The following is a 21,651-nucleotide window of genomic DNA, read 5'->3' on the forward strand; positions in this document are numbered from 1 at the left end:
CATGCAGTGCGTCCCTTACACGAGACAAATCGCCTTCGGCAATTTGCTCGGGCAGTAGCGTAAACTGCTTCGCAGTTTACGCACCGTGACAAAACCCAAAGGGTTTTGCACTTGGCGCGGGGTGGAGCAGCCCGGTAGCTCGTCAGGCTCATAACCTGAAGGCCGCAGGTTCAAATCCTGCCCCCGCAACCAACAAAACCTGAATATTTGCCAGTCAAGTCGCCTCACAGAAAGCTCCTCCGCATAGGCGTCGAGGAGCTTTTTTTTGGACTCCGTGTCGATTTCTCAAGCCGCCAGGTTCGCCCAAATTCGCATGTGTTTCAGCAGCGACACAACGCCCAGCCGAAGCCCAACACGAAGCTTTGCCGCTGACTGCGGAGCCGGAATACAAGTTTCACCTTCGATCGAGGATTAGAGTTCGCCTCAACAGTAACCGTCAGGCTGGGGCAAGATTGCACCACGATAAGTCATGCCGATTAAGTGTGAGGGTCTTGCTGGCATGATCAAGGTGGCTTTATGCGGCGTAGGTTACTGGGGGCGCAACCTGCTACGTGTCCTTTCCAGCAATCCTGGGATTCAGTTAGCCGCAATTGTTGACACGCGGCTGGAGGTTCGAGAACGACTGGCGCAATCGTTCCCGAGCGCCGCGATTTACGAAGACGCTTCGTCTGTCATTCTCGATCCAAATATTGATGCAATGGTCATCGCAACGCCGGTGTCCTCGCACTACTCGCTTGCTAAGGCCGGTTTGGACGCCGGCAAGCATGTGATGATCGAGAAGCCCATGTGCGGTTCAAGTGAAGAGGCGGAAGACCTGGTCGCGCGGGCCAAAGCCTATGGCTTAACTCTGATGGTTGATCACACCTTCCTCTTCCATCCTGCCGTTCGAAAGCTCCGAGATCTCGTTGCAAGCGGCACGCTCGGGCATATTTCCTATTTTGACTCCCAGCGCGTCAATTTGGGCCTTTTTCAACCGGACGTAAATGTGCTCTGGGATCTCGCTCCTCACGACCTATCGATCCTGGACTATCTGTTTGCGGCAGAGCCGGTTTCAGTGGAGGCCAGCGGGTATTGTCACGTCAACGACAAATCGCCCGATATCGCCTACATCACCTTGCATTACGAGAACTCTATGGTCGCGCACCTCAATCTGAGTTGGATGTCGCCGGTAAAAATGCGGCGGATTGCTCTTGGGGGCAGCAAGCAAATGGCTGTCTGGGATGATTTGAACCGCGATGAGCCGGTCAAGATCTATGATTCCGGCATCACTATCCATTCCAATCAGGATCGCGAGATCAATCTTCCGAATTACAGAATCGGCGCGGTGACATCCCCGCGCATTTCCGGCCCCGAGCCGCTTACAGAAGTGGTTGAACACCTCCGTCGCTCCATCCTCGGGCAGGAGCGTTGCCAAACTGATGGTGATTTCGGACTGAGGATTGTCAGAACGCTGGAGCGGGCGCAGTCGGCACTGGAGCGCAGCTTGCAGCAGGTCGCATGCAGTAAGCGCAACACATTCAATATCATCGCGGCAGAGTGAGACGATGGAACAAAAGGTTAAACAATCGAACGCCTCAGATTTCCTAAGAGGGAAGCGCATTTTAGTAACCGGAGGCGCCGGCTTCATCGGCTCGCACATTGTCGATCAACTCATGGGCCACGAGGTCCAGGCCGTTGTGGCTGTCGATAATATGGTGCGTGGGAGGTCTGAGAATCTCTCTTCCGTTGCCGCCGACCCGCGCTTGCGGCTTGTAAACGGCGATATTCGTGACAATGCGCTCATGGACGAGCTGGTGCGAGACGCCGATATCGTATTCCATCAGGCCGCTTTGAGGATTACACATTGTGCCGCCGAACCCGCCGAGGCCTTTGAGGTTATGGGCCGCGCCACATTCGATCTTCTGCAGCTCTGCGTGAAACACAAAATTCAGAAGATCATCGCTGCGTCGTCCGCTTCAATCTATGGCTATGCTCCAGAATTTCCGACCACGGAGGCCGCAGCACCCTACGCCGATCGAACATTGTACGGCGGCCTGAAGCTCTTCAACGAAAAGCTGCTCCGATCATTCAACGATATGTACGGCCTTAACTACTGTGCGCTTCGTTACTTCAATGTCTATGGAACGCGCATGGATATCCACGGCCGCTACACGGAAGTCTTGATCCGGTGGATGGAGAGAATTGCTGCCAATCAACCTCCGATCATCTTTGGTGACGGCTTGCAAACCATGGATTTCGTGGAGGTTCGTGACGTCGCGTCTTCGAATATCGCGGCGGCTCTCTCTTCTGCTTCGGACGAAGTCTACAATGTCGCGTCAGGGGCCGAAGTTTCTCTAAAAGAATTGGCGCAGACGCTGCTCAAGATCATGGGACGGGAAAATCTCGGAATCCACCATGAACCTGCTCGCAACGTTAACCCAGTCGAGCGGCGGTTGGCCGATCCGTCAAAGGCGCGGGCGCAACTTGGTTTCCAAGTTTCGATCGGGCTGGAAGATGGATTGCGCGATCTGGTGCGATGGTGGCGGGATGAATGTGTCTTCGTGCTGGAGACGGCCAAGTGATCCCCCTTATGCGCCCAACGGTGGGTCCAGAAGAAGCAGACGCACTCGCTTCCGTCATCGCTTCCGGCTGGTTGACCCAGGGACCACAGGTTCTTGGGTTCGAGACGGAGTTCGCTGCAATGACCGGTGCCTCATATGCGTGCGCGGTTTCCAACTGTACGACAGCGCTTCATTTGGCACTGCTGGCTGTCGGTGTTGGACCGGGTGACGAGGTGATCACGGTCAGTCACAGCTTCATTGCGACAGCGAATGCCATCCATATGTGTGGTGCCGAGCCGGTCTTCGCCGACATCGGTGCAGGTAGCTACAACATGGATCCGACCAGTATTGAGGTGCTGATATCGTCGCGGACTAAAGCCGTGTTGTGTGTGGACCAAATTGGTATGCCGTGCGACTTGCAGGCGATTTGCGCGGTCGCTCATGCGTATGGGCTGGCAGTGGTGGAAGACGCCGCCTGCGCCAGCGGATCGATGATCCTGGTCGATGACCAATGGCACCGGATCGGTGGCGTGCTCTCCGACGTGGCATGCTTCTCATTTCATCCCCGCAAGGTTCTTACGACGGGTGAGGGCGGAATGATCACCACGAACAACCCTGAAATAGACGCGAAGTGCCGCCTTCTGAGGCAACATGGAATGTCTGTCTCCGACCTCGCCCGTCATGCATCCAATCGTGTTGTGATCGAGACCTACACCGAGACGGGTTTCAACTACCGCATGACCGACCTTCAGGCTGCGGTTGGACGAGAGCAGCTAAAGCGTCTCGATGGAATTGTTGCCGAAAGGCGGAAATTGGCGAAGCGTTACGGCGAACTCCTGATGCCCGTCAACGGTATAATCGTACCGCAAGAGCCGAACTGGGCGAAATCTAACTGGCAGAGCTATTCAATTGGGTTGCCTGAAGGTGCAGATCGCGAAGTGGTCATGCAGGAGATGCTCGACCGAAAAATAGCGACCCGACGTGCAGTCATGTCCAGCCACCTTGAGGCGCCCTGGCGCGGGGCTCGGCATGCAGGGCTTTCCCGATCCGAACATGTCAGCGCAGCTCATCTCATACTGCCACTTTTCTCCGGAATGACGGATGCCGAACAAGTCAGCGTGGTGACTGCCTTGTCAGAGATCCTTGCTGAAAAGGAGTGGCCCAATGCCCATCGCTGACAATGTCGTTTTTGAAGATGACGTACTGGTTTTCCATCCAGATCTCGTCAATTTGTATGGCTGCACAATCGGCCGTGGAACACGGATCGGCACCTTCGTGGAAATCCAATCGGATGTCCATGTCGGTGCAAAATGCAAGATCCAGTCCCATAGCTTCATCTGCTCTGGTGTCATCATTGAGGACGAGGTGTTCGTGGGCCATGGCGTCATGTTCACAAACGATCGTTATCCGGCTGCGACAAACGCTGACGGTGCATTGCAGGGCTCGGAAGATTGGGTCTGCCTTCCCACCCGTATCTGCTCCGGCGCATCGATCGGAAGTAATGCCACGATTCTACCGGACATTGTAATTGGACGAAGGGCTATGGTAGCAGCGGGGGCGGTGGTGACCAAAGACGTTCCCGAATATGCCATCGTCGCGGGCAATCCAGCACGTGTGATAGGGTCTACTCGCGACATGTCGGAGAGTGGGCGATGAGTTCACAGACAACGGTACCTTTCGTCGATCTCTCTATCCAATGGGAGCAGATTCGCCATAATGTCATGCCGGAGATCGAACGGCTGTTCGATGCGAGCGCTTTTTGCCTGGGGCCATGGGTTGACGAATTCGAAAAGGCCATCGCCTCCTATCTTGAAGTCGATCACGCCATTGCCGTCAGCAGTGGCAGTGCTGCCCTGCATCTGGCGGTCATTGCAGCGGGCATAGGCCCGAGAGACAAGGTTCTGGTACCGGCCCATAGCTTTATCGGCACCTTGTGGGGGGTGATCTATCAGGGTGCTGTTCCGGTTTTTTGTGATGTGGAACGTGCTACGGGTACGATCGACTTTGCGGATGCGGAAAGGCGTCTGGATGGCGATGTGAAAGCAGTCATTCCGGTTCATCTTTATGGTCAGCCCGCAAATATGAAGGCAGCGCTGGAGTTTTCCGAGCGTCACGGACTGACAATGATAGAAGATGTGGCCCAAGCAATCGGCGCTCGTTACAACGGTCGACCGCTCGGATCGATGGGGTCAATGGGCTGTTTCAGTTTCTACCCGGGCAAGAATCTCGGTGCAGCGGGTGAAGGCGGCCTCATCGTCACGCAAGACGCCGACCTCGCTCAGCGGCTGAGGGCACTGAGAAATCACGGGCAGACGCAGCGTTATCTCCACGAACAGATCGGCTATAACTACCGCATGGATGGCCTGCAAGCGTTGGTCTTGAACAGCAAGCTAAGGCATCTTGATGATTGGACTGATCAGCGGAAGCGGGCCGCAGAACGGTATAGGGAGGGCTTGAAAGGCACGCCCCTTACGCTCCCTGAAGTCGTGCATGGCGATCATGTTTACCATCTCTACGTTGTACGCACGGATCGGCGCGACGACCTACGGTCGCACCTTGATTCAAGAAGTATCCAGACCGGATTGCACTACCCCATTCCATTGCATCGGCAGCCTTGCTTGGCGCAAGTCGAAAGCGCCCAAAGTGAATTTCTTGCAACGGAAGAATTTGCCGGCCAGGGGCTGTCTTTGCCCATGTTCGCTGGCATAACCGCGGCGCAGCAGCAACAAGTCGTCGATGCAATTTGCTCATTTTTCGAAAAGGGTGAGAGATGACGGTGGCAACACAGCGCAGACGCGTTCTATGCGTGTTGCCGCAGCTCAATACGACCACTGCTCCAGTTCTCACCAATGTGGTCGACGAGTGGATTTACGCGCTTGCTCACCACTGCGAGGTTAGTGTTGTCGACCGCGATTTCGATTTCAAAGCCGTCTGCGATGAGCTGCAGCCCGATTTCGTCATATTTTCGGCAGTGCATTCCGGCAGACCACTACGGCTTAACATCACAAACATTCATACCTACCCAGAGATACCGCGGGCGCTGTACTTCAATTGCGATCCACACGACCCGATGCGGCCACTCACGTTGAGCGCTCTCACTGAATACGGCATTGACACGATCTTCTGCTTCGGGCTGGAACATCTGCAGCATATGCCGGAGCTCTCGCAATTTGCCTGTTTCGTCATTCCGAAATTTATCGATCCCGAGATATTCCATGACTATAACTTGGAAAAGATCATCCCCATCAACATAATGAGTGGGCATCTATTCCCGAGTTTCTACCCGTGGCGGGCAAAGCTGACCCACGAGATTCAACACTTCTTTCCAACGCTAATTTATACTCATCCGGGCTATAGGCTACAGGACCGCAGGCCATTTGAGGTTCGTGACGCTAGATACGCTCAGTTAATTTCTCAAAGCTACTTTTCGGCTGCCGACACGACGCGGCTGGACTACGTCGTTCGCAAGCACCTTGAGATACCAGCTTGCGGTACGGTTCTTCTTGCTCCTGACTCCGATCGTCTGAAAGAATACGGCTTTGTGGATATGCAAAACTGCATCATGGGCAGCGGAAAGGAGCTCTACCAAAAGATCAACGAGGTCAGCAAAGACCTCGATCTTTATTCCGACATCCGCAAAAAGGGTTATGAACTCGTCCACAGCCGCTATACGCGTCAGGCGTGGACTTATATTGCAGATTGGTACGAGTGCCGCCGCGCCGTTCGTTCAGGCGAAGTTGTCAGACAAATCAATTGGTTCGGCAAATTCGAGATCGTTCCAATGCAATCCCCTTCCGTAGTTTTCGTGAACGCGGCCGTTCCGGACAGCCCGATGGCCGCAGTGCTTCGTTCGGCCAGATCGGCAATTCTGAAGGGAGGAGATTTCAAGGAGGTCGCGCAGACCCTGAGAGAGCTAAGTACTTGGATTAGCCATATCGCCGAGCCATGGGTTCTGCTCGGCATTATCTCGCTGCTCGAGGGAGATGCAGGAGAGGCCGCCATTCTACTTAGTCGTCGTAGCAATCTCCAAGGCACATCGTCGCCGGCCTTGGCGCAGATGGATCCGGTCGAGATCGCTTGGCTTCTCCTCCTGAGTGATATCATTGGCGACAAGGATTTGAGGGATTTCCTGCTTGAACAAGCCAAGACCGTCCCTCACGTTTCCATTAGGCGAACCAAATGGTTGATCGAAACAAACGAGCTTACGGATCCATCCAACGACGACTCGTTTGACGGACCGTTGCCTGGGGACTGCCTCTCGGTTGCTTGGATTGGAAATGAGGACTTTGATAGTTGGCTTGATTTAATGGCGCGATTGTTCCGCGCAAATAGTCGCCACGATCGCGCACTCGATATCGAAGGTCTTCTTGCCATGCGTGTGAAATCGGTGGGGCGGACGACTACCGAAGCTGCAACGGTCTAGTCTTGGGCAAGAGCGATAGGTGGTGGAATATCACACGTGCGAGGCTACCGCGTCTTTGGCCCATTGTGGTGAGTTTATCTCAACGGTCAAAGTAGATAGAGCAAGTTCACTCATGATTGAAACATTGAGAGCACTTCAAAAAACGCTGCAACTCAAGAAGCTCGCGCAATTCCAGCGGCGCGTGTCCTTCGGCGATTTGATAACTGATCGTTGGGAAAATGCGCGTGAATATGGATTTGGTGAGGGTACATCCTGTTATGACAGTGCCCTCGTTATGGGAGAGGTCCGTGTCGGTTGCCATACCTGGATTGGTCCTGGAACGGTATTGGATGGGACTGGCGGGCTTTCGATCGGTGACCACTGCTCAATCTCCACTGGTGTTCAGATCTATTCACATGACACTGTGCAAAGAAGCTTAACACTGGGAAAAGCGCCGATCGAATATTCTCCAACCAAGATTGGCAGCGGCGTCTACATCGGTCCCAACAGCGTTATTTCTCGTGGCGTGACGATTGGAGATGGTGCGGTGGTTGGCGCGATGTCTTTTGTTAATCACGATGTTCCAGCTGGAAGTAAAGTCTGGGGCTGTCCTGCTAGAATCCAGACGTAGTATTGGCGTTGGACTTTGATCTGAACCCCGTGATGCAGCCACCGGCCCGCGCTAGCCTTTTGACACGCTGAGCGGCAAACACCGCGTCCCTAAACTATTTGGCGGTCGGCCGTATCAATGCATGGGATGATGGAGAGCCGTTTGTGTCATCGCTGATACTGTCGTCAAGCAACCGAAGAAAGAGAAATCGAACTGGCTACAGGTGCCGGACCGCTGCTTCTATATTTGCTCACTCGTCTGCATCGCCCAAAGAAAAAGTGCTCGACGTCCGCGGTGACCGCGCTTGGCGCAAAGCTGAAATTGTTGCCGCGAGGGTCGGCTTGAGGCCGAGACTTTACAAGTCTCCGTCCCATCAGGCCCTGCAACCGATACCTTCCCAGATACCCGAAACAATCGCAGCCAGATATCCCCGGCGGGCCAGAATCTCCGCGGCGACGGCCTTGCTAGAGCAGGGGCAAGCGAGTCGTAAAAGGCAATCTGCGCTTCCGAAAAGTCGATGCCGCCTCCATGGGACTTTCCCTTCTCTCCCTTGCAGGAACCAGAAGTCGAAAATTCCCGCTCCGACGGCTCAGCATGACAGGTTACGTCAGAATCGAAAATCGATTCCGATTTTAGAGGCCTTGCTCCGGGCATTTCACCCGCCCGAGTTGCCAGAGCTATTGACCAGCACGCGAGAAAAAGTATTCCTTTTGTCGACAAGAGGATACCGGCATGACTGATACCGACACGAAGTCCACTCCCGAACGCAAGCGAGGCTCCGGCGTCAAGATGGTTTACGACCTCTTGCGCGATGAGATCCTGGACCTGGTTTTACCGCCCGGCAGTCCGATCGATGAGGTGCAACTGGCCGAGCGTTTCAAGATGTCGCGCACGCCGATCCGCGAGGCGCTGGTGAGGTTGGCCGGCGAGGGCCTGATCGACACGCTGCCCAATCGCTCGACCATGGTATCGAATATCGATTTCCTCAATATGCATACCTTCTTCGATGCGCTGGTGCTGATGTATCGCGTGACCACCCGTCTGGCCGCCCAGTATCATCGCCTCGATGATCTGCAGGTGATCCGCGCGCATCAGGCCGACTTCGCCGCGGCGGTCGCGGCCCAGGACGCCCTGGCGATGATTGCCACCAACGCTGCCTTCCATTCAGCCATCGCCGAGGCAGGCCGCAACGCCTACTTCTCCGGTCTCTTCAATCGTCTCCTCGATGAGGGGCGACGCATCTTGCGGCTCTATTACCAGTCCTATGAAGACCGCTTGCCGCAACGTTTCGTCGACGAGCACGAAGACATTATCGCTGTCATCGCCGCGCGCGACAGCGAGGCCGCCGACCGCTTGGCGACGATCCATGCCGAGCAGATCGTGCAGCAAATACAGAAGCTTTTCGCGCGCGGCGGAAAACTGGATATCGCCCTCTGATCTGCTGCATAATTTTTGTCGACAAATAATATGCAAGTGATATAACCGCCGTCGAAGACACGGGGACCGGTGCCGGTGGAGGCGCGCGGCGATCCCTGCCCGTCCCGCCAGGCAATAGGAGTTTCGCAATGAAGGCCAAGATTTTCTCCGGTGTAATTCCGGCCCTGATGACCCCCTGCAAGGAAGACCGTACCCCCGACTACGACGCACTCGTCCGCAAGGGCCTGGAGTTGATCGCGCAGGGCATGTCGGCTGTCGTCTATTGCGGTTCCATGGGGGATTGGCCACTGCTGAGCGATGCACAGCGCATGGAAGGCGTGGAGCGTCTCGTGAAGGCTGGCATTCCGGTCATCGTAGGCACCGGCGCCGTCAACAGCGCCTCGGCTGTCGCGCATGCGGCCCATGCCCAGAAGGTCGGGGCACAGGGTCTGATGGTCATCCCGCGCGTCCTGTCGCGTGGTTCGGTAATCGCGGCCCAGAAGGCGCACTTCAAGGCAATCCTCTCGGCTGCCCCCGATCTTCCTGCTGTCATCTACAACAGCCCTTACTACGGCTTCGCCACGCGCGCGGACCTGTTCCTCGCACTGCGAGCCGAGCATCCGAACCTCGTCGGCTTCAAGGAATTCGGTGGCGCTGCAGACATGCGCTATGCAGCAGAGAATATCACCAGCCGCGATGATGGCGTTTCGCTGATGATCGGCGTCGACACGGCCGTCTTCCATGGCTTCGTCAATTGCGGTGCGACCGGAGCGATCACCGGCATCGGCAACGTGCTGCCGAAGGAAGTGCTGCACCTCTGCAACCTCGCCCAGGCCGCTGCTGCCGGCGACGCAGATGCCCGCCAGCGCGCGCTGGAGCTCGAGCAGGCACTGGCCGTCCTCTCGTCGTTCGACGAAGGCCCGGACCTCGTGCTGTTCTTCAAGCACATGATGGTATTGAAGGGCGACAAGGAATACACCCTCCATTTCTACGAAACCGACGCCCTGACCGATAGCCAGCGCGGTTACGTCGAAACTCAGTTCAAGCTCTTCAACACCTGGTACGCCGAATGGAGCAAGCTCCCGGGTGCCGTTGAGAAATACAAGGCCTGATTTTCAAAGGCTCTCAAATCGAAAGGCCCTCCGATTGGAGGGCCTTTTTGTATTGGCGGCGATTTCTGCCGGTGGCTCAAGCCACCGCCTCCAGGCCGAGCGCGAACAAACGCTCGAGCTGCTTGATTTCGGCGTCGGTCAGCGCGATGCCGTCGGCCTCCGATTTTGCGCGCGCCGCATACCGGCGCTGCGAGGGAAGGCGGGCGCCCTGGCCGACGATGGCCTCGAACAGGGTCTCTGCCCGCGCAAACGGATTGCCTGGCCGGCCGGCGGCGAAGGCTTCCGGCGAGAAGGCGATGATCAATTCGCCGTGGAAAGGGGCCAGCGTCGTCGTGCCGAGATAGTCCAGAACCTCGGGGCTTGTCAGGTCGCCGATCATGATTCCGGCCAGCAGCTCGATCATCGTCCCGATGGCCGAGCCCTTATGCCCGCCGAACGGCAGCATGGCGCCGGCAAGCGCAGCCTCCGGATCGGTCGTCGGATTGCCGTCGGCATCGATCGCCCAGCCCTCGGGCAGCGACTTTCCAGCCCGCCGGTGCAGTTCGATTTCCCCGCGCGCGGCAACCGACGTGGCAAAATCGAAGACGTAGGGCGGCTGGCCGACGCGCGGCCAGGCAAAGGCGAAGGGGTTGGTGCCGAGCAGCGGTTTGTTGCCGCCGGTTGGCGCAACGGTTGCATAGCTCGGGCACATGACCAGGCCGGCGAGGCCCTGTTCGGTCAGGGCTTCCGCTTCCGACCAGAGCGCGGAGAAATGCGTGCAGTCGTTGATGACGAGGGCTGCAAGCCCGCAGGATCGGGTGCGCTCCACGAGAGCCCGCAAGCCGAGTTCGAAGGCCGGATTGGCAAAGCCACCCTTGGCGTTGACCTTCACGATCGCGGAGCCCTCCTGCAGCATAAGTTCCGGCACCGCGTCCGGATTCACTTTGCCCGCTTTGACGGTCCGCAGCGCACCCTCGATCCTGTAGATGCCATGCGATTTGCAGGCATCCCGCTCTCCGGAGACGATTACGCGCGCGAGTGCGCCGGCCTGGATCTCGTTGAGGCCAGCCTTGCGGAAAATCGCATCGACCCGCTCCTGCAGGGCCGATACGGTCAGGGTGGTGTTGTCGCTCATCTCGTGTCTCTCGTGAATGGCCCGGCCGCCGACGGCGATCGAGTGTTGATGTTATAAATACATAGAGTATACAAAGATCCGACATGCGCAATTCGCCTTTGGATGGATTTTCGCGTAAAGCACCACGGGCTCTCAAGAAAGGAATCGCAGATGGTCTTCACTCCCAATGGAAAACACCTCGTCGCGGGCGAATGGCTCGACGGAGCGGGTACTTTTGCATCCGCGCCGGCGCACGGTCTAGTCCATCAGTTTGCAGTCGGTACGGTAGATCTTGTCAATCGCGCCTGCGAGGCCGCCGAAGATGCGTTCTGGAGCTATGGCTACTCCACGCGGGCAGAACGCGCGGCGTTCTTGCGCGCCATCGCCGACGAGATCGAAGCTCGCGCCGAGGCGATCACCGCGATCGGTAGCCAGGAAACGGGCCTGCCGGAAGCTCGCCTGCAGGGCGAACGCGGCCGCACGACCGGTCAGCTACGTCTCTTCGCGGACCATATCGAAAAGGGCGAATATCTCGACCGCCGTCGTGATGCGGCACTGCCCGACCGCCAGCCCGCGGCACGGCCGGAAATCCGGCTTATCCAGCGCCCGGTCGGCCCGGTCGCCGTCTTCGGCGCCTCGAACTTCCCGCTGGCCTTCTCAACGGCCGGCGGTGATACCGCAGCCGCTCTGGCGGCAGGTTGCCCTGTTGTCGTCAAGGGTCACTCGGCGCATCCGGGAACCGGCGAAATCGTCGCGCAGGCGATCGAGGCCGCTATTCGCAAGACGGGTGTTCATCCCGGCGTCTTCTCGTTGATCCAGGGTGGGAACCGTGATGTCGGTCATGCACTCGTGCAGCATCCGCGGATCAAAGCTGTTGGCTTCACCGGTTCGCTCGCCGGCGGCCGCGCACTCTTCAATCTTTGCGCCGCGCGGCCGGAGCCGATCCCGTTCTTCGGTGAACTCGGTTCGGTCAATCCGATGTTCCTGCTGCCCGAGGCGCTGAAGGCACGCGCTGAAGCGCTCGGCCAGGGCTGGGCCGGGTCGCTGACGATGGGCGCCGGCCAGTTTTGCACCAACCCCGGCATTGCAGTTGTGACCGAAGGCGCCGAAGCCGATCGCTTCGTAGCCGCAACGGTCGAAGCGCTCGGCAAGGTCGCGCCGCAGACGATGCTGACGGATGGCATTGCGAAGGCCTACCAGGATGGGCAGTCACGCTTTGCAACTCGCAATACGGTCAAATCGCTGTTCGCCAGCGAGTCCTCTGGCCGCTCAGCCGCTCCGAACCTGTTTGAGACAACCGGCGCACAGTTCCTCGCCGATCACGCCCTGGGCGAAGAGGTCTTTGGACCGCTCGGCCTTGTCGTGCGTGTCCAGACGATCGATGAGATGGAGAAGCTCGCTCGTGGCTTCGAAGGTCAGTTGACGGCGACGATCCATATGGATGCAGGTGACATTGCCGACGCCCGTCGTCTGCGCCCCGTGCTGGAACGCAAGGCAGGACGTGTCCTGGTCAATGGATTCCCGACCGGTGTCGAGGTGGTCGATTCGATGGTGCATGGCGGACCCTATCCGGCTTCGACCAACTTCGGCGCAACCAGCGTCGGCACAATGTCGATCCGGCGCTTCCTCCGCCCGGTTTCGTACCAGAACATGCCGGAAGATCTGCTGCCGGAAGATTTTCTCGGCTGATTCCTATCAAGGGTAGAAAAGCAAAGGGCGGCCACGACTTGGCCGCCCTTTTTTGTCGACGTAGTCGCTATTCAACTTATACTTTTTGCATACTTCATGTATTTTAGCATTGATTTGCGCGCGCCGAAGGGGAATAGTGCGCCTCGCTGTCAATCGACAATCCAACTCTGGGAGAGAGAATAGAATGAAACCTTCGGTCCTCGCCTTCGGCCTTCTGGCTGCCGCAACCGTTCTGACCAGCCCGGCGAAGGCCGACAAGTTGGACGACATCATCGGCTCGGGCACGCTGCGCTGCGCGGTCGTACTGGACTTCCCACCGATGGGTTCGCGCGACGAGAATAACAACCCGATCGGCTTCGACGTGGACTATTGCAACGATCTGGCTAAGGCGCTGGGTGTAACCGCCGAAATCGTTGAGACCCCGTTCCCTGAGCGTATTCCGGCGCTGATGTCGGGTCGCGTTGATGTCGGCGTGGCCTCCACCTCTGACACGCTCGAGCGTGCCAAGACTGTCGGCATGACGGTTCCCTACTTCGCCTTCGAGATGGCGGTTACGGCCAACGAGAAGTCGGGCGTGAAGTCCTTCGAAGACATGAAGGGCAAGGTTGTCGGCGCAACCGCTGGCACTTACGAAGCGATCGCACTCGAACAGCAGGTCAAGGCCTGGGGCGTCGGTGAGTTCCGTCCTTACCAGACGCAAGCCGACGTATTCCTGGCGTTGAGCCAGGGCCAAATCGATGCCACCGTTTCGACCTCGACCGTTGCCCAAGCCAACGTCAAGACCGGCAAGTTCGCCGGCATCGCTGTGGTCGGCAAGGCACCGTTCGACATCGACTACGTCTCGCTCTTCACCAACCGTGAGGAATACGGCCTGATCAACTACCTGAACCTGTTCATTAACCAGCAGGTTCGCACCGGCCGCTACGCCGAGCTCTACAAGAAGTGGGTTGGTGGCGACCTGCCGTCGCTCGCGGTCAATGGCGTTTACCGCTAACCCGCACCGTTTCTCCCGCGGCGCGAGGCATGACCTCGCGCCGCAGCTTTATGACAAGGTGAGACGGTAATGTTCAACTACACCTTCCACTGGAACCAGGCACTCAAGGCATTGCCGCAGATGCTCGACGGTGCGCTGGTCACGATGCAGATTGCGCTCCTGTCCATGGTCATCGGACTGGCTTGTGCGATCGCGCTGACCTTGTTCCGGCTATCCGGCAACCGCATCCTTGGTGGCTTCGCCACGGCTTGGGTCGAGATCGCCCGAAATACGCCGGCGCTGTTCCAGATCTACATGGCTCATTTCGGACTCGGCAACTTTGGCATTCACCTCACGCCGTTTACCGCGCTCCTGGTTGGCATTGCCTTCAACAACGCTGGCTACCTGGCAGAAAATTTCCGCGGCGCGCTGAAGGCGATCCCGGACACGCAGACGCGCGCCGGACGCTCGCTCGGCATGACCTCGATGCAGGCCTTTCGCCTGATCGTCCTGCCGCAGATGCTGCGCGTGGCGTTTCTGCCGGCGACCAACCAGATGGTCTGGGCGGTCCTGATGACGTCGCTCGGCGTAACCGTCGGTATGAACACTGACCTTACCGGCGTGACGCAGGAACTGAATGCGCGCTCCTTCCGCACCTTTGAATTCTTCGCCTTGGCTGCCGTGATCTACTACGTCATCGCCAAGGTTCTGACCCTTGCCGCCCGGGCACTCGCCTGGCGCATGTTCCGTTATTGAGAGAGGTGAGAGATGTTTAGTACTGCCCTCACCTGGAGTGATCTGGCCTTTCTGGCGCAAGGCGCGGGAATGACGCTCGCGGTCACGGCCGTCTCGGTGGCTGCCGGAACCGTTCTCGGCATCTTCTTCGGGATGATCCGCGTCGAACTCGGACCTTACTGGTCCGCACCGCTGACCTTCGCGCTCGACGTCTTCCGCTCCGTGCCTTTGTTGATCCAGCTTGTGCTCGGAAATGCGCTGCAGTCGATCATGCGGCTTGGCTGGCCCCCATTCACGACCTCCTGCGTGGTGCTGTCGCTCTATACGGCTGCCTATTGCACGGAGATCGTCCGCGGTGGCATTTCCGCGGTGCCGCCGACCACGCGCCGTGCGGCTCGCTCGCTCGGCATGACCTGGTGGCAGGACATGCGCTATATTGTGGCCCCGCTCGCAACGCGCGTTTCGCTGCCGTCTTGGATCGGACTGACGCTCGGCGTCATGAAGGATTCCGCGCTGGTGCTCTGGCTCGGCCTGATCGAGTTGCTGCGCGCCTCGCAGATTCTCGTGACCCGGCTGCAGGAGCCGCTGTTCATCCTGATGATCTGCGGCACCGTCTACTTCATTATCAGCTTCCCCATCGCCCGGATTGGCGGGTATCTCGAAAAACGGTGGTCCCCCAATGATTGAGATTGAAAACGTCCGCAAATCCTTCGGCCCGTTGGAGGTTCTGAAGGGCATCAACCTCACTGTTCCGAAGGGCGAGGTGCTGACCATCATCGGTGGTTCCGGCTCGGGGAAGTCGACGCTGCTCACCTGCATCAATGGCCTTGAGGCCATCGACAGTGGCCGTATCGTTGTCGACGGCACGGATGTGCATGCCAAGGCGACCGACCTCAACAAGCTTCGCCGCAAGCTCGGCATCGTCTTCCAGCAGTGGAACGCTTTTCCGCATCTGACGGTGCTGGAAAACGTCATGCTTGCGCCGCGAAAAGTGCTCGGCCTTTCCAAGGCGGAAGCCGAGGCGATCGCGGTAAGGCAGCTCACCCACGTCGGCCTCGGGGAGAAGCTCAAGGTCTATCCTAACCGCATGTCGGGCGGCCAGCAGCAGCGCATGGCGATTGCGCGTGCGCTTGCCATGTCGCCAGAATACATGCTGTTCGACGAGGTCACCTCGGCGCTCGACCCACAGCTGGTTGGCGAAGTGCTCGACACGCTGCGCATGCTGGCCTCCGAAGGCATGACGATGATCTGCGTCACGCACGAAATGAAGTTTGCGCGTGAGGTTTCAGACCGCGTCGCCTTCTTCCACAAGGGCGTGATGGCCGAGATCGCTCCCCCGGAAGAGCTGTTCGGTGCGCCGAAGGATCCGGAGTTGCAGGCTTTCCTCGCTGCCACCCATTGAGGCGATGATGAACGATCAAATTCAGACGGATGTCATCGTAATCGGCGCGGGGGTCGTTGGGCTATCCGCTGCAATCGCGGCACAGGCAAGGGGGCTTTCGGTGGTCGTACTCGACCGGGAGGGTCCCGCTGCCGGCGCCTCGGCTGGCAATGCCGGCGCCTTCGCCTTTACCGACATCCTGCCGCTTGCTTCGCCGGGCATCCTCAAGAAAGCACCTAAGTGGCTGCTCGATCCGCTCGGCCCGCTTTCGGTGCCGCCAGCCTATGCCTTGCAGATCGCGCCATGGATGTTCCGCTTCTGGCGCGCCTGCGCGCCGGGCCGTGTCGCCCATTCGACTGCGGCGCAAACCGCGCTGATGGACCTTTCGAAGGCGGAGCTTGAGCCGTTCCTGCAGCAGAGCGGCACCGTGGGCATGCTGCGCAAGGATGGCAATCTGCAGGTCTATGAGGGCGAAGCGGAACTGAAGGCTTCGCTTCCCGGCTGGAAAGCGCGGGAGGAGCATGGGATCGAGTTCCATCACCTCGATGCGGCCGGCATCAATGAGATCCAGCCTGGTATCGCGCCTCGCTTCACCCATGGCACCTTCACGCCTGGCTGGTACTCCATCGCCGATCCCAAGCTCTATACCCTTGCCCTGGCAGACCACTTCCGCGCCATCGGCGGCTCCATCGAGCGTGCGGAGGTCATCGCACTGCGTCCTGTTGATGGCGGCGTAGATGTCGTCAGTTCCGGCGGCGCTTCGCGACGGGCAGCACAGGTGGTCCTATCGGCGGGTGCATTTTCACATCAGGTGGCCCGTACGATCGGGGAGAATATCCCGCTCGAAACGGAAAGGGGCTACAATACCACGCTCCCTCCCGAGGCTTTCGATCTGCGCACGCAGATTACCTTCGGCGGGCACGGATTTGTCGTTACCCGGCTGTCGACAGGCATCCGCGTGGGCGGCGCCGTCGAGCTTGGGGGCTTGAAGCTTCCGCCGAACTTCCGTCGATCGGAGGCGATGCTGAAGAAGGCACAGAGCTTCCTGCCCGGCCTGAAGCCTCAGGGCGGCGTCCAGTGGATGGGGTTCCGCCCATCCTTGCCGGACAGCCTGCCCGCCGTCGGTCACGCCCGCGCCACGCAGCGCGTTGTCTATGCATTCGGTCACGGCCATCTTGGCCTGACTCAGTCGGCTGGCACCGCGCGCATCGTCGCGGATTTGCTCACGGGCAAGAAGCCGGCGATCGACATTGCATCCTTCTCACCCCAAAGGTTCTGATGGAGGCGGGAGCGCGCTCATGACAGTTGGCCGCATCAGCCCCCATTGGTGAATGACTCCCTCCGCTCAAGGCTTCGTGGTGAAATGAAAACCCTCGCACTCGATCGCAGCATTCTCGGCGGTACCGCGAATGGCCCCGTCATTGTCGCAAAGGAGGCATTGAGCTTCTGGGGCGGGGTCGATCCCGCTACTGGCTTGGTGATCGACGTCCACCACCCGCTTCACGGAAGCCGCCTCACCGGTTGCATTCTGATGATGCCCTCGAGCCGCGGATCCTGCACGGGTTCCGGCGTACTCCTCGACCTCGTCCTGACGGGTCGCGCACCGGCCGCCCTGGTTTTTTCCGAAGCCGAGGATGTGTTGACGCTCGGCGCGCTGATCGCGTCCGAAATGTTCGGCAAGCCTCTGCCCGTCGTACGGCTTGGGCCGGAGGCCTTTGCGGCGCTCTCCCGCGCGAAGACCGCCGAGATCAGCGATACGGCGGTTGTCGCAGACGAGGTGGAGATTCCGATCGCTCCTCCGGCAACCGCTGCGCTCGACCTCAACGATGCAGATCGCGCCATGCTTGACGGGCAGCAGGGCATCGCCGTGCAGCAGGCCATGCGCATCATCTGCGCCATGGCGGCGCAGCAGGGCGCGCGCGGCCTCGTGGATGTCACGCAGGGCCATATCGACGGCTGCATCTATGCGAGCCCCGCCAATCTCACCTTTGCGGAAAAGATGGCTGATATGGGCGCACAGGTCCGCGTGCCGACGACTATGAACGCCATTTCCGTCGACCGCGCCAATTGGCAAGCGCAAGGCGTTCCGGAAAGCTTCGGCGACCCGGCTGCACGGCTTGCCGATGCCTATGTGCGCATGGGCTGTCGCCCGACCTTCACCTGCTCTCCCTATCTGCTGGATAGCGCACCGCAGGCGGGCGAATCGATTGCATGGGCAGAGTCCAACGCAGTGATCTTCGCCAATACCGTGCTCGGCGCGCGGACGGCAAAACACCCCGATTTCCTCGATCTCTGCATCGCGCTAACGGGACGTGCGCCGCTGTCCGGCGTTTATCTCGACGAGCATCGCAAGGCACGACGGATCATTGATGTCGAATTGCCCGAGCGCGTCGATGACGCTTTCTGGCCGCTCATCGGTTATCTCGCAGGTCGCGCGGCGCCGGATCGCATCCCGCTATTGCGCGGCCTAAGCTCCGCGCGGCCTTCGCAGGACGACCTGAAGGCGCTGTGCGCCGCTTTTGGCACCACGTCAGCAGCACCCATGCTGCATGTGGAGGGCGTTACGCCCGAAGCTGCCGGCTCGGCCCGCGACGATGCCGATCGGGTTGTCATCTCGCGCGCCGACATGGCTGCGGCCTGGACGGTTCTAAACGAGGGGCCGGAAGAGGTGGAACTCGTTGCCATTGGCAGCCCGCATGCCTCCCTGACCGAATGTCGAGCCTTGGAAGAAGCGCTTGCCGGCCGCAGCCGGCACGCGGATGTCACGGTAATCGTGACCGCCGGTCGCCAGGTCATCAGCGAAGCGCGCAACGAAGGCCTGTTGAAGAGATTGGAGGATGCAGGCGTGCAGGTCCTGCCCGATCTCTGCTGGTGTTCGATTTCCGAGCCCGTGTTCCCGACGCGAACCCGCTCCCTGATGACGAACTCGGGCAAATATGCCCACTATGGCCCCGGCCTTTCCGGTCGTGCCGTTCGCTTCGGCAGCCTTGCCGATTGCGTCACCGCCGCTCTGACTGGGCGCGTTCCGCCCCAGTTGCCCGATTGGCTTTCCTGAGGAGGTATCATGCACAGCACCAAGACCATCCATGTCGTTTCCGCCCATGCCGAGGGCGAAGTGGGCGATGTCATCGTCGGCGGTGTGACGCCGCCGCCCGGCGAAACGATCTGGGAGCAAAGCCGCTGGATTGCGCAAGACGGGACGTTGCGCAATTTCGTGCTGAACGAACCGCGCGGCGGCGTTTTCCGGCACGTCAATTTGCTGGTGCCACCGAAGCATCCCGACGCCGATGCCGCATTCATCATCATGGAGCCGGAAGATACGCCACCCATGTCGGGATCGAATTCGATCTGCGTATCCACGGTGCTGCTGGACAGCGGCATCCTGCCGATGCAGGAGCCGATCACCGAGATCACCCTCGAAGCGCCCGGCGGGCTCGTCCGTGTGCGCGCCGAGTGCCGCAACGGCAAGGCCGAGCGCATCTTCGTGCAGAACCTACCAAGCTTCGCGGAACGACTGGATGCGAAGCTGGAAGTCGAGGGCGCGGGTACGCTGACCGTCGATACCGCCTATGGCGGTGACAGCTTTGTCATCGTCGATGCGGCGGCGATGGGCTTCAGCCTGTCGCCCGACGAGGCCCATGACATTGCGAAGCTCGGCGTGCGCATTACCAATGCCGCCAACGCCGCGCTCGGATTTCATCACCCGGAAAATCCGGACTGGAATCATTTCTCCTTCTGCCTCTTTGCAGGGCCGGTGGAGCGTACCGCCGAAGGTCTACGTGCGGGTGCAGCCGTCGCGATCCAGCCCGGCAAGGTCGATCGCTCGCCCACGGGAACGGCGCTGTCGGCCCGCATGGCCGTATTGCACGCGCGTGGACAAATGACGCTCGAAGATCGTCTGACTGCGGTGTCGTTGATCGGCTCCACGTTCTCTGGCCGCATTCTAGGCACGACCGATGTTGGCGGTCGCCCGGCCATCCTGCCTGAGATCTCCGGCCGCGCCTGGATTACCGGTACCCATCAGCACATGCTCGATCCGTCCGACCCCTGGCCGGAAGGCTATCGGTTGACCGATACCTGGGGTGCCCGCTGATTGCCTGACCAGCCTTGAGCGGTACGGATAATCTCCGCTCAAGGCGCCTGCACACCTTTGATTGTGCAACAGACGTGGTACGCTCGCAGCATCAGCTGGGGGCAAGTCATGCGACGTCTTCTTTTCAGCATAGTGCTTGCAATCATCACCATTCTGTTCGGTCAGGTTGCTGCGTTCGCCCAAACGAATGTCGAGGTCGGCGGGATCATGCCGAAGCCGAATACGGGCGATCTCGATGCTATGACCAAGATCCGCCTCGTTCGAATCCTGGTGCCCTACAGCAAGACCATCTATTTCATCGACAAGGGACGCCAGTTCGGAACCGCGGTGGAGTTTGGGACGGCCCTGGAGGCCGAGCTCAACAAGGGCAGGAAAAAAGCGATCGAACACATCCGCGTCGCCTTCATTCCGACCGGGCGAGATCGATTGATTCCAGCCCTCAAGGAAGGGCTCGGCGACATCATCATGGCCAACTTGACGGTCACCCCTGCGCGGCTTCAGGACGTCGATTTCAGCGCGCCGATCTACAGCGACGCGAGCGAGGTGCTGGTATCAGGGCCATCCGCGGAGGCGGTTACCAACATCGCCCATCTGGCAGGCAAGGAAATCCGCGTCCGTCAGACGAGCAGCTACTACGAGCATCTTCTGTCGCTCAACGAGCAATTGAAGAAGGACGGAAAGCCGGAGATCCAAGTCAAGCCGATCGACGAGAACCTTGAGGACGAGGATCTCATGGAGATGGTGAATGCCGGCCTCCTGCCCTGGACGGTGGTCGATGGATACAAGGCCGACATATGGGCGAAGGTGTTCACGGAATTGAAGGTCCATCCTGATGTCGCCGTGGCCACTCACGGGCAGATCGCCTGGGCGATCCGCAAGAATAGTCCGCAGTTGAAAGCCGTCCTCGACAAGTTCGCCGAGCAGCACAAGGTTGGCACGACCTTCGGCAATCTGCTGCGCAACCGCTATTTCAAGAGCGATACGATTCTGCGGCGTGCCTATTCGCCTGCCGATGTCGATCGCTTCAAGGAACTGGTCGAAATCTTCCGCAAGCATGCGGGCACGTACTCGTTCGACTATCTGATGCTGATGGCGCAGGGCTATCAGGAATCCCAGCTTGACCAGTCGCGGCGTAGTCCGAGGGGCGCCGTCGGCGTGATGCAACTGCTTCCTGCCACGGCGGCGGGCAAGGAGATCGGCATAACCGGCATCGCCAAGAGCGAGAATCTCAATGTCGAGGCCGGCGCGAAATACCTACGCTATCTGGTTGAAGTCTCCATCAAGGGGGAGGGTGTTTCGCCGCGCGACCAGCAGCTGATGGCGTTTGCCGCCTACAATGCGGGTCCGGGAAATCTCCGGAAGTTTCGCGCCAAGGCAAAGGATATGGGGCTCGATCCCAATGTCTGGTTCGGAAACGTCGAGAATGCCGCAGCTGCCATCGTCGGCCGGGAAACGGTCCAATATGTCAGCAACATCTTCAAATACTACATCGCCTACAGCCTGCTGATGGAGCGGGTCGAAGCACAGCGCGCCTCGATGAGCACGACCACACCTGCCAAGAACTAGCGACTATGCCTTCGGTGTCGAATAGGTCAAACGGCCGGCTG

At 59.2% G+C, this 21,651-nt stretch carries 19 protein-coding genes and 1 tRNA gene; 19 read left to right on the forward strand and 1 reads right to left on the reverse strand.

Annotation, left to right across the window (positions count from 1 at the left end):
* The first annotated feature begins 115 nt into the window (after window positions 1-115).
* The 10 genes from C934_RS0127325 (at window position 116) to C934_RS0127365 (ending at window position 10,080) form a co-directional block, all read left to right on the forward strand.
* Window positions 116-192: transfer RNA gene (locus tag C934_RS0127325), tRNA-Met, on the forward strand.
* 307 nt (window positions 193-499) lie between these two features.
* Window positions 500-1,540 (forward strand): Gfo/Idh/MocA family protein, encoded by a 1,041-nt coding sequence (locus C934_RS0127330; protein ID WP_018859724.1) that lies wholly within the window; start codon window positions 500-502, stop codon window positions 1,538-1,540.
* Window positions 1,541-1,544: 4 nt separating this feature from the next.
* The gene (locus C934_RS0127335; protein ID WP_051085626.1) at window positions 1,545-2,561 is read left to right on the forward strand and encodes an NAD-dependent epimerase/dehydratase family protein; all 1,017 of its coding nucleotides are present in this window, start codon (window positions 1,545-1,547) and stop codon (window positions 2,559-2,561) included.
* An 8-nt stretch (window positions 2,562-2,569) separates the two neighbouring features.
* Window positions 2,570-3,718 carry a DegT/DnrJ/EryC1/StrS family aminotransferase gene (locus C934_RS0127340; protein WP_018859727.1) on the forward strand — a complete coding sequence of 383 codons (1,149 nt, stop codon included), beginning with the start codon at window positions 2,570-2,572 and terminating at the stop codon, window positions 3,716-3,718.
* On the forward strand, window positions 3,705-4,196 hold the full coding sequence (locus tag C934_RS0127345) for an acyltransferase (protein ID WP_018859728.1): 492 nt from the start codon (window positions 3,705-3,707) through the stop codon (window positions 4,194-4,196). Before C934_RS0127340 ends, C934_RS0127345 begins: the two co-directional genes overlap by 14 nt.
* Entirely contained in the window at window positions 4,193-5,314 is a 1,122-nt protein-coding gene (locus C934_RS32710) for a DegT/DnrJ/EryC1/StrS family aminotransferase (RefSeq protein WP_018859729.1), read from the forward strand. The genes C934_RS0127345 and C934_RS32710 overlap by 4 nt, the downstream gene beginning before the upstream one ends.
* Entirely contained in the window at window positions 5,311-6,963 is a 1,653-nt protein-coding gene (locus C934_RS0127355) for a glycosyltransferase family protein (protein ID WP_018859730.1), read from the forward strand. The genes C934_RS32710 and C934_RS0127355 overlap by 4 nt, the downstream gene beginning before the upstream one ends.
* Before the next feature lie 112 nt (window positions 6,964-7,075).
* Entirely contained in the window at window positions 7,076-7,573 is a 498-nt protein-coding gene (locus C934_RS34205; protein ID WP_083929922.1) for an acyltransferase, read from the forward strand.
* A gap of 711 nt (window positions 7,574-8,284) precedes the next feature.
* Complete coding sequence (locus C934_RS0127360; protein ID WP_018859731.1) at window positions 8,285-8,989, forward strand: GntR family transcriptional regulator; 705 nt, start codon at window positions 8,285-8,287, stop codon at window positions 8,987-8,989.
* Between the two features lie 128 nt (window positions 8,990-9,117).
* Window positions 9,118-10,080 (forward strand): dihydrodipicolinate synthase family protein, encoded by a 963-nt coding sequence (locus C934_RS0127365; protein ID WP_018859732.1) that lies wholly within the window; start codon window positions 9,118-9,120, stop codon window positions 10,078-10,080.
* A 76-nt stretch (window positions 10,081-10,156) separates the two neighbouring features.
* On the opposite strand, the gene C934_RS0127370 is transcribed toward C934_RS0127365, so the two are convergent.
* On the reverse strand, window positions 10,157-11,194 hold the full coding sequence (locus C934_RS0127370) for an Ldh family oxidoreductase (protein WP_018859733.1): 1,038 nt from the start codon (window positions 11,192-11,194) through the stop codon (window positions 10,157-10,159).
* A 150-nt stretch (window positions 11,195-11,344) separates the two neighbouring features.
* Here C934_RS0127370 and C934_RS0127375 point away from each other — a divergent pair, with 150 nt between their 5' ends.
* From C934_RS0127375 to C934_RS0127415, 9 genes are all read left to right on the forward strand, one after another.
* The gene (locus tag C934_RS0127375; RefSeq protein WP_018859734.1) at window positions 11,345-12,862 is read left to right on the forward strand and encodes an aldehyde dehydrogenase (NADP(+)); all 1,518 of its coding nucleotides are present in this window, start codon (window positions 11,345-11,347) and stop codon (window positions 12,860-12,862) included.
* A 184-nt stretch (window positions 12,863-13,046) separates the two neighbouring features.
* A complete protein-coding gene (locus C934_RS0127380; protein WP_018859735.1) occupies window positions 13,047-13,856 on the forward strand; it encodes an ABC transporter substrate-binding protein in 810 nt (269 codons plus the stop codon).
* A gap of 69 nt (window positions 13,857-13,925) precedes the next feature.
* Window positions 13,926-14,591, forward strand: coding sequence for an amino acid ABC transporter permease (locus C934_RS0127385; protein ID WP_018859736.1), 666 nt, complete (start codon window positions 13,926-13,928; stop codon window positions 14,589-14,591).
* 12 nt (window positions 14,592-14,603) lie between these two features.
* Window positions 14,604-15,257: an amino acid ABC transporter permease gene (locus C934_RS0127390; protein ID WP_018859737.1), complete on the forward strand. Its 654-nt coding sequence runs from the start codon at window positions 14,604-14,606 to the stop codon at window positions 15,255-15,257.
* Window positions 15,250-15,972 carry an amino acid ABC transporter ATP-binding protein gene (locus tag C934_RS0127395; protein WP_018859738.1) on the forward strand — a complete coding sequence of 241 codons (723 nt, stop codon included), beginning with the start codon at window positions 15,250-15,252 and terminating at the stop codon, window positions 15,970-15,972. The genes C934_RS0127390 and C934_RS0127395 overlap by 8 nt, the downstream gene beginning before the upstream one ends.
* A 7-nt stretch (window positions 15,973-15,979) precedes the next feature.
* Window positions 15,980-17,230 carry an NAD(P)/FAD-dependent oxidoreductase gene (locus C934_RS0127400; protein WP_018859739.1) on the forward strand — a complete coding sequence of 417 codons (1,251 nt, stop codon included), beginning with the start codon at window positions 15,980-15,982 and terminating at the stop codon, window positions 17,228-17,230.
* 84 nt (window positions 17,231-17,314) lie between these two features.
* Window positions 17,315-19,006: a cis-3-hydroxy-L-proline dehydratase gene (gene lhpI, locus C934_RS0127405; RefSeq protein ID WP_018859740.1), complete on the forward strand. Its 1,692-nt coding sequence runs from the start codon at window positions 17,315-17,317 to the stop codon at window positions 19,004-19,006.
* Between the two features lie 9 nt (window positions 19,007-19,015).
* Window positions 19,016-20,044: a trans-3-hydroxy-L-proline dehydratase gene (locus C934_RS0127410; RefSeq protein WP_018859741.1), complete on the forward strand. Its 1,029-nt coding sequence runs from the start codon at window positions 19,016-19,018 to the stop codon at window positions 20,042-20,044.
* A gap of 108 nt (window positions 20,045-20,152) precedes the next feature.
* Window positions 20,153-21,610 (forward strand): lytic transglycosylase F, encoded by a 1,458-nt coding sequence (locus C934_RS0127415; RefSeq protein ID WP_018859742.1) that lies wholly within the window; start codon window positions 20,153-20,155, stop codon window positions 21,608-21,610.
* Window positions 21,611-21,651 lie beyond the last annotated feature (41 nt).

The organism is Rhizobium sp. 42MFCr.1 (assembly GCF_000377185.1).
GTDB lineage: Bacteria > Pseudomonadota > Alphaproteobacteria > Rhizobiales > Rhizobiaceae > Rhizobium > Rhizobium altiplani.

Coding starts and splice junctions, on each gene's coding strand:
- C934_RS0127360 (WP_018859731.1), top strand. CDS start 8,285: ATGACTGATACCGACACGAAGTCCACTCCCGAACGCAAGCGAGGCTCC.
- C934_RS0127390 (WP_018859737.1), top strand. CDS start 14,604: ATGTTTAGTACTGCCCTCACCTGGAGTGATCTGGCCTTTCTGGCGCAA.
- C934_RS0127355 (WP_018859730.1), top strand. CDS start 5,311: ATGACGGTGGCAACACAGCGCAGACGCGTTCTATGCGTGTTGCCGCAG.
- C934_RS0127410 (WP_018859741.1), top strand. CDS start 19,016: ATGCACAGCACCAAGACCATCCATGTCGTTTCCGCCCATGCCGAGGGC.
- C934_RS0127330 (WP_018859724.1), top strand. CDS start 500: ATGATCAAGGTGGCTTTATGCGGCGTAGGTTACTGGGGGCGCAACCTG.
- C934_RS0127385 (WP_018859736.1), top strand. CDS start 13,926: ATGTTCAACTACACCTTCCACTGGAACCAGGCACTCAAGGCATTGCCG.
- C934_RS0127370 (WP_018859733.1), bottom strand. CDS start 11,194: ATGAGCGACAACACCACCCTGACCGTATCGGCCCTGCAGGAGCGGGTC.
- C934_RS0127340 (WP_018859727.1), top strand. CDS start 2,570: ATGCGCCCAACGGTGGGTCCAGAAGAAGCAGACGCACTCGCTTCCGTC.
- C934_RS0127335 (WP_051085626.1), top strand. CDS start 1,545: ATGGAACAAAAGGTTAAACAATCGAACGCCTCAGATTTCCTAAGAGGG.
- C934_RS34205 (WP_083929922.1), top strand. CDS start 7,076: ATGATTGAAACATTGAGAGCACTTCAAAAAACGCTGCAACTCAAGAAG.
- C934_RS0127415 (WP_018859742.1), top strand. CDS start 20,153: ATGCGACGTCTTCTTTTCAGCATAGTGCTTGCAATCATCACCATTCTG.
- lhpI (WP_018859740.1), top strand. CDS start 17,315: ATGAAAACCCTCGCACTCGATCGCAGCATTCTCGGCGGTACCGCGAAT.
- C934_RS0127365 (WP_018859732.1), top strand. CDS start 9,118: ATGAAGGCCAAGATTTTCTCCGGTGTAATTCCGGCCCTGATGACCCCC.
- C934_RS0127400 (WP_018859739.1), top strand. CDS start 15,980: ATGAACGATCAAATTCAGACGGATGTCATCGTAATCGGCGCGGGGGTC.
- C934_RS0127380 (WP_018859735.1), top strand. CDS start 13,047: ATGAAACCTTCGGTCCTCGCCTTCGGCCTTCTGGCTGCCGCAACCGTT.
- C934_RS32710 (WP_018859729.1), top strand. CDS start 4,193: ATGAGTTCACAGACAACGGTACCTTTCGTCGATCTCTCTATCCAATGG.
- C934_RS0127395 (WP_018859738.1), top strand. CDS start 15,250: ATGATTGAGATTGAAAACGTCCGCAAATCCTTCGGCCCGTTGGAGGTT.
- C934_RS0127375 (WP_018859734.1), top strand. CDS start 11,345: ATGGTCTTCACTCCCAATGGAAAACACCTCGTCGCGGGCGAATGGCTC.
- C934_RS0127345 (WP_018859728.1), top strand. CDS start 3,705: ATGCCCATCGCTGACAATGTCGTTTTTGAAGATGACGTACTGGTTTTC.